The sequence below is a fragment of the Paenibacillus sp. JT31N11 genome, assembly GCF_056269285.1.
In genome coordinates, this window is the sequence record NZ_JBWDNQ010000019.1 from 73,868 (window position 1) to 86,061 (window position 12,194).

At 51.3% G+C, this 12,194-nt stretch carries 8 protein-coding genes and 1 pseudogene; 1 reads left to right on the forward strand and 8 read right to left on the reverse strand.

Features of this window, described 5'->3' with window-relative positions:
• Positions 1-1,704 precede the first annotated feature (1,704 nt).
• The 5 genes and pseudogenes from AC0YNV_RS35495 to AC0YNV_RS35515 form a co-directional block, all read right to left on the reverse strand.
• Positions 1,705-2,051 (reverse strand): annotated as a pseudogene (locus AC0YNV_RS35495) (alpha-N-arabinofuranosidase); the annotation flags it as partial.
• A gap of 69 nt (positions 2,052-2,120) precedes the next feature.
• Entirely contained in the window at positions 2,121-3,392 is a 1,272-nt protein-coding gene (locus tag AC0YNV_RS35500) for an alpha-L-fucosidase (protein ID WP_475772260.1), read from the reverse strand.
• A gap of 18 nt (positions 3,393-3,410) precedes the next feature.
• Entirely contained in the window at positions 3,411-5,093 is a 1,683-nt protein-coding gene (locus AC0YNV_RS35505; RefSeq protein WP_475772261.1) for an ABC transporter substrate-binding protein, read from the reverse strand.
• Positions 5,094-5,135: 42 nt separating this feature from the next.
• Positions 5,136-6,035 (reverse strand): carbohydrate ABC transporter permease, encoded by a 900-nt coding sequence (locus AC0YNV_RS35510; RefSeq protein WP_475772262.1) that lies wholly within the window; start codon positions 6,033-6,035, stop codon positions 5,136-5,138.
• Positions 6,036-6,063: 28 nt separating this feature from the next.
• Complete coding sequence (locus tag AC0YNV_RS35515; protein WP_475772263.1) at positions 6,064-7,026, reverse strand: ABC transporter permease; 963 nt, start codon at positions 7,024-7,026, stop codon at positions 6,064-6,066.
• A 277-nt stretch (positions 7,027-7,303) separates the two neighbouring features.
• Between AC0YNV_RS35515 and AC0YNV_RS35520 the strand changes: the two genes are divergently transcribed.
• Positions 7,304-9,646, forward strand: a complete 2,343-nt coding sequence (locus AC0YNV_RS35520) for a helix-turn-helix domain-containing protein (RefSeq protein WP_475772264.1) — start codon at positions 7,304-7,306, stop codon at positions 9,644-9,646.
• 211 nt (positions 9,647-9,857) lie between these two features.
• Here the strand turns inward: AC0YNV_RS35520 and AC0YNV_RS35525 are convergent, their stop codons facing one another.
• The 3 genes from AC0YNV_RS35525 to AC0YNV_RS35535 form a co-directional block, all read right to left on the reverse strand.
• Positions 9,858-9,986 (reverse strand): hypothetical protein, encoded by a 129-nt coding sequence (locus AC0YNV_RS35525; protein ID WP_475772265.1) that lies wholly within the window; start codon positions 9,984-9,986, stop codon positions 9,858-9,860.
• A gap of 66 nt (positions 9,987-10,052) precedes the next feature.
• Entirely contained in the window at positions 10,053-10,238 is a 186-nt protein-coding gene (locus AC0YNV_RS35530; RefSeq protein WP_475772266.1) for a DUF5703 domain-containing protein, read from the reverse strand.
• Between the two features lie 39 nt (positions 10,239-10,277).
• The gene (locus AC0YNV_RS35535) at positions 10,278-12,095 is read right to left on the reverse strand and encodes a beta-L-arabinofuranosidase domain-containing protein (protein ID WP_475772267.1); all 1,818 of its coding nucleotides are present in this window, start codon (positions 12,093-12,095) and stop codon (positions 10,278-10,280) included.
• Between the last annotated feature and the right edge of the window lie 99 nt (positions 12,096-12,194).

Genomic DNA, 12,194 nt, shown 5'->3' on the forward strand with positions numbered 1-12,194 from the left:
CGCCTCGGGATACCATTGAAAATCCAGATGGTTATCTTCCCAATGGAACGTAGTGACAAGCGGCAAAATGCGCGAGGCCGCCGACCAAGCTTCAAGCAGCGCGTGGCTCGGCGCTTCCGGAAAACGGAACGCAAGCTGCCGCTCGAAATAGGAGTCGGGAAGCGTCGGCTCGTAAGCCAGCCGGCCCCACAGCAAGAAGCTGTACCAGCGCTTGCGAATGATCGACTGTCGCGGCGTATCCGGCTCAGTGCTGACAAATTCACGCCCCCAGACGACCCCGTCCGATCCCATGTAGAAACCGGCCAGCTTCTCCGCTGGCGGCATATTCAGAATATATTGGCGGGCAAATTCCGGATCGCCCCAGCGGAAATAATAGTAGTCGTCGTCCCGCACAGTAAGCCACGTCTTGCGGCCCTCCGGCAGTTCGGTCAGGAAGCCGCCTTCCAGCTCCTTGTAGCCGCTCGTCTGATAAATAAACGGTGGATGAACGGACGAATACATGTGCGCAAGCGAATATTTGTAGCTGTAATCGAACGTATCCGGGTAAGCTGAGAACGCCTGATCAATGGTGGACAGAGCCGACTGATGCGCCCGGTGAATGAACCGCACCTTGCGTTCCGGATTCTTCCGCTTGATATCCATTACGCCCTCTCCGTACGTGCGCCAAAGCCAATCCTCGTTGGCACGCGAATCGCCGTGCTTCATGTTTTCGCCAGCGGTTACGCCGATTCCGGCAAGCAGAGGATATGCCTCCAACAAGGCGCGGACGCTGGCCCGGAAGTAGTCTGCTGTCGTTTCGTTGTCCTGATCGCAGGAGATGCCGTAGCTGTTGCCCTCTGTGCCGTATGTGAACATATTCCACGTGATGATGAAGACCTCGATGTTGCGGTTCTTTGCATGCTGCATAACCTCGAGCCAGAAGTTGACCTTCTCCTCGATGCTCATAACGCGGACGGTCTCAAGCGAAGCGAGTGTCTTCTCGGTCGACATGTCGGTTCCCATCAGGCTCGCCTGGATCGGAGACGTCGTCCGCTTCACGTCGCTGAGGGCGATGTCGGGATATTCGGGCACGCGGACCATCGACGGGAAGGGGTGAAGATTCCACAGCGACAGCGTATTGTACCGGTACAGCGCCATATCGTCGAGGAACTCCCGCCAGAAGCCCATACTCCACATCTCGGGAATATTGTGCTGTGCAGAGTCGCCGTTGTCGGAATAGCTTGGCGTGCGCGCGTCAAGCGGGATGTTGAATTTGATCCCGCGTCCGGCGATATGCGGCTTGCCGGTCTTGTTCAAAAGATTGAAGACGCTCGTTCCGGCATTGATTGAATCCGCGACGTCAAGCCCCCCGTACATTGCTCCGGCCGGATCGGCGCCGGTCACACGGCACAGCATAATGCCATCTCTCCACTCCATCCGGATCGTGTAGCCTTCCGCCGCGAGAGCGGCGTCCCCCTCCTGCGCAACGGTAAGCACAATGCGAATTGGGGCGTCCGTCTCGGCCAGTGAGGGGGGCGAGATGCCGGCAACGGCCGCGCCACGGTTTTCCAACGCCTCCTGCAGCTTTGCAGCCGCAAAGGAAACCGCCGGGATCGTTTCATCCCATGCTATAACAACCCGTTCCATCTTCTTCATTCCTTTCCTGTCCGCTGCATGCGGACGTTCTATGTTCAGTTCGGCGTTCAGTACGAGTTCCGGGCGGCTATCGCACAAATCGAAAAATTCATGGTTGCCGAAACGGTTGTTTTCGACCACTCTGACCCAATGCGTGTTGATCATCTCGGGCCTGTTCTCGCGCTGGCCGATGCCGTCCATCCAGTGGTATTCGTCGGCGAAGCAGTTGCCCGGCCAGCGAAGAATCGGAATATTCAGCCATTTAAGCGCTTCCACAATATCGTTCCGAATGCCGAGCGTAATCGGAATGGACGAATCCTCCCCTACCCAGAACCCTGCTAAATACAACGGCCCAGATTCTCCGCAAAATACCCGTAAATGTTACGGTCGATTGTGTGTTTGCCGGCCTGGGCGTCAATTTTGACCACGTTTTTCATCGTCTGCTTCCTCGTCAGGATTACCCCTTCCGGGTGGCGCCTGAAGGGCTCGCTGCAGAAGTCCTGTCGTCAATCGCTTAACGATTCGTCAAAGTCAAGCCTTATGACAAGTACTTCGTCCGTCAATTCATTGACAGGCAGATTTCGGATTCTCAGATAAGGTTTCTCTCTCCAGTGAGAGGGAATAAGATCGACACGGGCTTCCAGCTCCTGTCCGTTGTTCAGTAGCACTGCTTTTTTGGGAAGAATATCCCATGGTTTCAGCACGATCGCCGTGGTTTGGATATCCCGGTAGAGATGAACGTAGAGCGTGTTTCCTCTTTTCGTCGCCAGCGCATGGTCTCTTTCAATCCTGTCTCCACTGGACGTAACTACGACATCCTTGTGAATCAGCGCGGAGGCGGGGAGCGCCTGTTCGAACGATTCTTTGACTGTATTATACCACTTTCCAATTTTTTGAAAAGCCTGAACGCTCTCTTCCGGAAACGAGCCGTCTGCCTTGGGGCCGACATTCAGCAAATAATTGCCGCCCATCGCCAAAATTTTGTCGATGCTCTGCATCAGAAATTTGTGGCTGTAATAATCCTCGTCGCTTTTGTAGGACCAGCTCTCCCTCCCGAGCGACTGGTTGGCCTCTGCCGGCGACCGAAATTCGTTTCCTTCGGGAAGAATCCGTTCCGGTGTGCTGTAATCGCCCTCGCCCGGCCCGCGGTTGTTGATCAGAATGCCCGGCTGCAGCTTGCGGATCAGCTCATTCAGACTGGGATCGTAGTGCTCCGCCACGTTGATGTCCCAGAAAAATTGATAGATTTTGCCGTAGCGAGTGCACAGCTCTTCGATCTGCTTGCGCACAAACTCGTAATACCGGTCGATATCGGGCTCTTCGGCGGCCCGGGGAGCGAACATCTCGTGATGCCTGCCCATATTCGGATAATTGGGATGATGCCAATCCGGACATGAGTAGTAGAGACTGAGCGGGAAGTTTCTCCGCTCGCATGCCTCGGCCAGCATCGCGAGTATATCTTTTCCGAAGGGACTGTTCATTACATTGTAATCGGTATACCGGGTATCCCACAGACAGAATCCGTCATGATGCTTGGTTGTAAAGCAAATATATTGCATGCCGGCGGCTTCCGCCATATCGATCCAGGCGTCCGGATCGAAGCGGTCCGGATTGAACTGATCGACCAGCCGCTCGTATTCGCTGCGCTTCATCATCCCCTTTCCGCGCCATAAAATCTGCTCGTGCCAGGCAGGGATGGCATATAAGCCCCAATGAACGAACATGCCGAACCTTCTGTCGAAAAAGATGTCTCTCTCATCGTAAAAGCGTTGAACCATGGCTTGTTGTTCCTCCGTTTAGGTATTTTTCTTCTTTGCATCGTAGGCTTGCTGATAAATTTCCAGATAACGCGACAGGTTCATTCCGTCCAGTGTCTTCAGGTACGAATCCCAATCCTGATCGAGATTAGCGTCGCCCGTAATAAACCGCACCTTCATCTCATTGACATAGTCGTTGATCGTTGTGGACAGGTCGCTGATTTCGGCCGCTTCCTGTTCTCCGAAGTACAGCGGCGGCACAATCTGATCCATGCTCACCTGATAAGGTTCCATCTTATTCTTCGTCTCGTTGTAGAGAATGGCTTCCAGGTTGGTATTGGGGTCAGCTACCGACTCGCCCATCTTCGTCTCGGCATTGTCGAACAACGCACGGGCAAACCAGCCGAAGCTTTGCGGAGATCCATACTCTTCCAGTCTTGTCCAGGTAGCCGGACGGCCGTCAAGCCCCTTGTCTCCCGGCTTTGCCTTCTCCCATTGTTTGCCTTCTATGCCGTAGCTGTTCCGGAAAGAAGCCTCGAAATCGTAGAAGCCGTCCAGCCATCTGAATGCGATTTCAGAATTTTTGCTGGAATTGGTGATGACTGCCGCGCCGTATTCATTCCCGCCGTACGGGTCGTATGCCGCTACCTGCAGGCCATCTGGTCCTTTGAGAGGAGGGATCGCCTTATAATCGAGCCACCTGCCGCTCTCGCCGTTGTACTGCGTAAACGTTCCCATATTGTGGGCGGCGGATACCCCCACAATCACCGCATCTGGGTTCTCGCCCAATTGCTGCAACTGCGTCTGATCCTGCGTGAATGTCTCCGGCGCGATCAGACCCTCCTTGTAAAGCTTGTTCAGGTATTGCAGCCCTTCCTTCCATTGCGGTTTATTGAAGGCCGTATCAATTTTTCCGTCTTTGACAAAGAACTGCTTGTTGTTTTGAAAATAGTTGTTGTAAATAAAGGCATTCATCAAAAAGGCGTCGGGATAGCTGGTGAACGTGTCGATGGCGCCGGTCAATGGAATTTCATCCTGCTTTCCGTTGCCGTTCGGGTCTTTCTCCTTGAACGCCTTCAGCACCTGATAAAACTCCTCGGTCGTCGTCGGCATCTTCAGTCCGAGTTTATCCAGCCACGGCGTATAGATCCACATGCGCTGCGACATGGAGCAATGGTAGCAGTTTTCAATATTCGGAAGCGCGTAAATATTGCCGTCAGGCGCCGTAATCCGGTCCTTGAAAATGACGGGATACTTCTCGAATTCCTTCTTCGTATTGACGCCGTACTTCTCGATCAAATCGTTCATCGGGATAAAGATGCCTTGCTGGCCGTACGTAAGAACCTGCGTATCCGGCATATTGAATCCCATGATGATGTCCGGCAAATCGCCACTTGCCAGCATCAGACTCAGCTTGTCGCCGGAATTCTTCTCGGGAGCGATGTCAAATTCAATGTGCACGTTCGTCTTTTCCTCATACCACTTCGTAAATTCGTTGTTCACGAAGTCCTGCACCAGTCCATGACCCCTGATCAGCACATGCAGGGTGGTTTTCTCCTTGACGATCGGAAACGTCCCCGCTTCCGTCATGTTTCCTTCCTGATTTGCGGCGGACGATTCGGACTTCTTGTTGCCAGAGGAGTCCGAGCCGGAGCAGGCGGACAGACCTAATGTTAGAACGAGCAGGACCGACATTGCGATATAGAAAGCTTTTCCTTCCAACGCCAATCTTCCTTTCCCGAATAGAGTTTAAGTACGCAACACTTAGCCTTTCAGCGAACCGATCATGATTCCTTTGACAAAGTGCTTTTGAACAAACGGATAAATAACCAGCACCGGGAGAGACGCTACGACTATCAGCGAATATTTCAGCAGCTCGTGCAAGCCTTGCCGGGCCAACTGGTCACCGGCATGCGCCAGCATGCTGTTGTCCACCTCATTCTGAACGAGAATATTGTTCAGCACAATCTGAAGCGGAAACAGGGAAGGCGAGCTTAAATAAATTAGGGCGTTAAAAAACGAATTCCACTGTCCGACCGCATAGAAGAGACAGTTGACCGCCAAGATCGGTGCTGATAGCGGCAGCACCATGCTGGTCAGGAAACGGAAATCCGAGCAGCCGTCGATCTGAGCCGCCTCCAGCAGCTCGCTTGGAATCGAAGTCTGGAAAAAAGTACGGGTAATAATCATATTCCATACCGACAGCGCGCCTGGCAAGAGCATCGCCCATCTGGTATCGAGCATGCCGAGATCCTTGACCAGCAAATAGGTCGGGATCAGCCCGCCCGAGAACATCATGGTAAAAACGAACAGGAACATAATGAAGTTTTGTCCCAGCAAATTTTTACGAGACATCGGATATGCGGCCAATACCGTCATTGCGACGCTGATCACCGTACCTACTACCGTGTAGACGGTCGAATTGGCAAACCCGACCCAGACGGATTTCTGGCTGAAGACGGCCTTGTAGCCTTCAAGCCCCGGATCGACCGGCCACAGCCATACTTTGCCGCCGATGACCGCATCCATCGAGCTGAAGCTGGAACTTAATATAAATATCAAAGGATACAATACCACTACCAGCAGCAAGATCAGCAGTGCATGATTGACAATCGCAAACATGCGGTCGATTCCCGTATCCTTGATGGCATGTTGTTGTTTCATGAACGGCTCCTTTCGTCGACCGCAGCATTTACCACAGGCTGCTGTTCGTAAATTTTCGAACGATTCGGTTAACGGCAACAAGCAGGAACAGGCTGACCACATTGCGGAACAACCCGATCGCGGCGGAGTACGAGTAGTTCATTGAGGCTGAAATGAGCCCCACCTTGTACACATACGTGTCGAGAATCTCGGACGTTCGCAGATTAATTGGATTTTGCAGCAGCAGCACCTTCTCGAAGCCAAGGTCCAGCATGCTCCCTACATTTAATATCAGCAGAATGAGTGCGATGGGCATAATGCCCGGCAGATCAATGTACCACATCCGGTGCAGCTTGTGCGCGCCGTCGATGGCAGCGGATTCATGAAGCGACGGATCAATGTTTGTAAGCGCCGCCAAATATATGATGCATGAGAATCCGAGCTGCTGCCAGACGCCTGACCAAACGTACAGGGATTGAAAATACTCCGCTTTGCCCATAATATTGACGGGCTGCATGCCAAGAAGGCCGAACAGATTGGCAAAAATGCCCGTCCGGGGATTCAGAAACTGCAGCAGAATACCGACGACCACGACGACGGAGATGAAATGCGGGGCATATGTCACCATCTGCACCGATTTCTTGAAAAATCCGTCCCTCACTTGGTTCAAACTGAGCGCCAGCAGAATCGGGAAAGGAAACCCTGCAGCGAGTTGATAGACGCTGAGGCTGAACGTATTCCTAATGATTCGCCAAAAATCATACGAGCCGAAGAAGCGGTAAAAATGCTTCAGGCCTGCCCAATCGCTGCCCCAAATGCCCTTTGACGGCAAAAAATCCTTGAAGGCAATCGAAGCTCCGTACATCGGGACATACTTAAACAGCAGCAGATAAAGAAGCGGCAACGATAAAAGCGCATACAACTGCCAATCTCTGCGGACCCGTCTGAACACCAGCCATTGCTCGGCTGTCTTGTGCCTCACCTTCTTCCGATCTCCAATGAGTGTCTTCATCCAGCAAGTGACCTCCCCATAAAATTTCGCAACCTTCGCGATTACGTCTATTACGTTAGCAGTAGAGCTTCTCGGGCGATAGCGGCTTTTCCCCAAAAACGGGGTAATGCATTAGAAAACCGGAGAAGCATTTGTAAAACCAGCGTGCAATTCATTAGAAATGGCAATTGCACCTATCTGCAGGCAGGCCGTTGTACTATAATAAATTAGACTGATCGCCCACATGGCTAGACTGTTTTTTTGAAACCGCTTTAAAATCCGTTCTGCAGGTGATCCAATGTCCCGTTTCTCCGAAATGCGTTCCTACAAAAATATACTCATCCGCTATTTAATCCCGTATTTGATTTTTTTGCTGTTCCCGCTCATCATCGGCACCGTTGTGTACGAGAAGACGCTAGATATCGTGGAAGCCGGCATTATGAAGTCGAACCTGACGACGCTGGAGCAGATCAAGAGTGGGATCGACCAGAAATTTTCCGAGGTCGACATGATTGTATACCAGACAATGAACAATCCGAAAATTAAATCGTTTCAGTATGAAACGCAGCCCTTTCAGAACGTATACCGCATGATCAATACTCAGCAAAGCATCGTCGACTACCGCATCGCCAACAGCATCATCCTCGACTACGCGATCTTGTTCCGCAACAGCGACGTTGCCCTGACCCCCAATTCCATCTACAAGGCGAAGGAATTTTACGGTCAGCACCTGCAGTTCGACGATGAGAGCTTCGATTATTGGCACCAGCAGGCAATGAACGTCTGGCATCAGGAGGATACGCTGCCTGCTCGGAATGTCGTCATGGACGGCAAGCCCTATACGGCGATCACATACATGCAGTCCCTGGGAACGCCGAAATTCTCCTACGGAGCGGTCATGATTATGATCGACAATACCGAAATCCAGCGCATCCTAAGCGCCATCAACACAGCCAACGGCGAAGCGGTATATATTCTCGACCAGAACAAAAAGGTAGTTTCCCAGTTGTCTCATTCCGCCGGCAGACGGCCGGAGTATATTCCCGCCGGCAATGCCGCGGGGATCATTGAGCCGTCGGCAGCGACCGGCGATCAATACATTAGCTACATTACGTCCAAAGTCAATAGCTGGACCTTTGTCGTTGCCCAACCCGCCAAGGTGGTGCTGCAAAACGTCTACTACATTAAAAAAATGACGTTGATCATTTTATTTATTACCCTGCTGTTCGGACTGGCCTTCGCGTGTTTGTTGGCCTACAAGAACACCCAAGCTGTTCGGGATCTGCTGAAGCTCATTCCCAACCGGCTGCACAAGGATCTTAACGAAATTCGTGATGCCTTCGGCACGATCGCAACCACGCTGTCCGGGCTGCTATTGAGCAACGAAGAGCTGCGGGTCAGGCTGGATGAGCAATTTCCGTATGTATACAGCGACTTTTTCCATAAATTATTAAAAGGCAGCTTTAGCTCGACAAACGAGCTGCATTCCTTGCTGGCCTACAGCGGATTGCAGATTCAGGGTCCCTTTTTTGCCGTCGCTCTGCTGCAGTTTCGCGGGTATCCAGACGAAATGAATGTCGAGCTTCTGCACGATCTGGAAAGAAAGCGGATACATGTGCGACAAGCCGTCCTGAAGGGGGTGTCCGAAAAGGTGCATCTCTACGATCTGGACGAAGACCTGATCGCATTACTGATTGAACTGCCGGGACTTGAATGGGAAGAAAGCAGGCAACTGTTGAGCCGTACGATCCAGCAGCTCGACGAGTTGATCCGGGAAAAGCTGAAGCTGCCTGCCGTCATTGCTGTCGGACGACCGTGCGGCAGTCTGGCTCATGTGCCTCAATCATTCGAGGATGCGAGGAGTATCATGAGCCTCGCCCTGTGGCAGGAGCATAAGCCCGGTGTGTTATGGTACAACGAACGGCCAGTCCATTTTGACCGGTACTTTTACCCCGACGATATGGAAGTCCGCTTGATGAACAGCGCCCGCATCGGGGACAAAGCGAGCATCAACGAGATTTTACAAAGCCTGTTTGTTGAAAACTTCAGGACACGGAAGCTGTCTCTTCCGATGCTGAATCTGTTCCTGAGCGAATTATGGGGGAGCGTCGTCAAGCTGGACGAGCAGGGAGCTGCGAAATCATACTGGGCCAATCAGATTAGATCCGTCGACGCGACGGACACGGCGGACACGATGGCGCGGATGTACGATAATATCCGTACTGCCTATTATTCGATCTGCGATTCGGTGCTGGAACGAAAAAAAAGCCACAATCATCGATTGAGGGAAGAAGTGATCGAGCTGATCCGGACTTCGTTCATGAATCCCGAATTCAGCCTGACGTACGCCGCCGATCAGACAGGCATGTCCGAAGCCTACATGTCCCAATTTTTCAAGGAACAAACGGGTGTCACATTTTCCGAATATGTGGAGGTTTTGCGTATGGAGAAAGCTCGGGAACTGCTCGTGGAATCCGATTTGCCGATCCAAAGGCTGGCGGAGGAGGTCGGATACCATTCAGCCAATACGTTTCGCAGAGCGTTCCGAAGAATTCACGGCATTACGCCGACCGAATATAAGTCGACTAGGATGCAAGACTGCCCGGGCACGACCTTGCCCGGAGGTGGCGGAAATCTGTAAGATTAATGTCCGGCGTGCCCTGTTCCTTAAGCCGTTGAAGAGCGGGAATCGCTTCTTCGTAAAGGAAAGGATATCCCGCTCCATAAATTCTACATCGTGCAGGAACAGGATATCGACATAGTCGGTGTTCAATCGCTGGACGTAACGCTCTTGTCGTCGCGGACGATGCGGTCCGGGTACGTGATCACCTTCCCGGGGTAACAGACGTAGCTTACGGCCGCTTGCCTCTCCCCCGTCCCGATTCTCCGTAAGCCAGCTTCCTCTCTTCCGTACGCCAACTCTCGTACTGCATCGTAACTTCAATCTCTGCAACGGATTCGATTTCTAACCAGACTGCCATCCCCATGTCATCGCCGCAAGATCTTACAAAACCCTTTTCCAGATCAAGTTCTTGCGAAAATTTTTGCTAAAATGGATTCCGGCTAAAACGTAAACTGAACCAGCCGAGCTTCAGCATCTGATTGTTCTCATCGAAGCTTCCGCTGCGATCGATGTACATCAGAACTTCGTTCTTGTCAACCCAAACATTGGCGCCCGTATCAAAGATACCGTAGGGCATGGTTCGCCGGATTTGACGCTTTGCGACAGCCACTTCACATGATACTTTCGGATATCCATATAATCCCCACTATCATCCTTCTGCATAGGCCGAGCTTCCGTCCTTTGCGTAGGAAAAGCCGTCGCTATCCAGCAATGAATTCCCCGTCAAGTCCAAATAGACCGTGTATTCTTCTTCCTCCACTCGATACAATGGGATAAATTTAGCTTGATTGCCCTGATCGTCATCGACAGCAAATTCCAATCGATTCGACTGAAACTTGACGAATTTTTCATGGAGATAGCGTTCGGCAATGCCCTTCAAAGGACGATTTCGTCCAATCTGAGCGAGTAAAATGCTACCGTACCTAACTGCCGACAGACCTTCGGAACCTTGCAGCGGTACCAAATGCAAGTGGGCATCGATTTCAATGTCGATTTTATCCTGATCCTTAAAAACACGTTGAACCACGATATAGCCGTCTTCCTTCTTCAGATCGATAGAGACGGAATTGATCCTGACCGCTTTAACGGCTTTTTCCTTCAACATCAGTTTAAACTCCGCAGGTTCGGCGGCCTCGATCACGAGCGTTGAGGTAAGCAGGTCGGGGTAGTCTGTCGATTGAGTGATCTTGGCATTCTTTTCTTTCCAAATCACAGTCGAGGATATAAAGGCGTTGAGCAGGATCGTGTCATCATGTTTAAACCAGATGTTATTTTGAAGCTCGCTCATCGCCTCGACTCCGGACGCGGTGCAGCACCAGAAGGAATCGTACGGGCCGCTGAATTTCTTGAACGCGCAGCTTCCCATCGGCTGGTGGTACTGGGAAAGACCCGTTTTATCACTCGCGCTGCTTAAGATGGCGTTAAATTTCAGGGATTCCATATGATCCAGATATTCAATCGCGCCCGACCATTCGAGCAAACGCTCCAGAATCCTTTCCGTATTATGCGCGCAGCAGCTTTCGCTTTCCCCTCCGGTTAACGCATCATTCAGCTTTCCATATCCTCCCCAGTGTTCCGACTTTTCAGAAACTCCGCCTTTTATAAACGCAGTGGCCTTTGAACTGCTGTTGCCGTTGGCAAAAGTCCTTCCCTGCAAGTAGCGATAAAAATTTAAGGCGGCTGTCTTGTATTTATCCTCCCCGCTGATGTTAAACCTGTGCATGGCGGCAATGATCATGGGGAGGTGTGTGTTGGCATGCAGATTTTCAAGTACATCCCTGCCGGCTTCAAGATGCCCAATCCAATAATCCCTGTCGAAAATGTTCGCCAGTTCGAGAAGCTTGACATCGCCCGTCAGGTCATACAAAGTGCAGAGAACATCCCCAATGCCTCCGAACTCGTTCACCGGGTTCACCTTCGTGCAGCGGAGGATCCCGTTGATTTTCCAGAAGGATAGCTTTTCGAATCGGTTACGAATGTAATGGGCCAAATTTACGGCAAGAGACAGAGATTTAGAGCTGCCCAAGTAGAGATGACAGTCAACCAGGCCTTGCATGATTTTGTGCAGGGTATAGTATGGTGCCCATACGTTTCGGTTTTCTTCGAATTCCAGAATATCCAGCTTCTCTTCTTCGAACGCGCTTAGATAGCCGTTCGGCTTTGCGCATTTTACCATCATATCGACGATCTCGTTTGCTTTGTTGCTCAACCCTTCATCCTTATCGGCAAATGCGAATTTGGCGCACGCCGAAAGAAAATGCCCGGCAAAATGTCCTCTCAAGCCGCAATCGACGTCTTCCCAACCGCCCAGTGGCTCCGCGTTCGACGGAATTCCCGCATTGATTTTAAACGTGTGCATGAGCCGATCGATGTCAAAATCAATGATATACTTTTTAACGAGATTTCTTCGGTGAGAAAAAGTATAGTCGGTCAACATTACTTCATCGAGTTTAAAATTGGCAAACATGCCGGACACCTCAATTCCAACGAATATATCTTTATTTTATAACGTCAAATCCGAGCTTTGAATTCATTCCCTTTGGATAATCTATATTATTTTTGGGTT

Coding starts and splice junctions, on each gene's coding strand:
- AC0YNV_RS35510 (WP_475772262.1), bottom strand. CDS start 6,035: ATGAAACAACAACATGCCATCAAGGATACGGGAATCGACCGCATGTTT.
- AC0YNV_RS35500 (WP_475772260.1), bottom strand. CDS start 3,392: ATGGTTCAACGCTTTTACGATGAGAGAGACATCTTTTTCGACAGAAGG.
- AC0YNV_RS35535 (WP_475772267.1), bottom strand. CDS start 12,095: ATGTTTGCCAATTTTAAACTCGATGAAGTAATGTTGACCGACTATACT.
- AC0YNV_RS35520 (WP_475772264.1), top strand. CDS start 7,304: ATGTCCCGTTTCTCCGAAATGCGTTCCTACAAAAATATACTCATCCGC.
- AC0YNV_RS35525 (WP_475772265.1), bottom strand. CDS start 9,986: ATGGCAGTCTGGTTAGAAATCGAATCCGTTGCAGAGATTGAAGTTACG.
- AC0YNV_RS35515 (WP_475772263.1), bottom strand. CDS start 7,026: ATGAAGACACTCATTGGAGATCGGAAGAAGGTGAGGCACAAGACAGCC.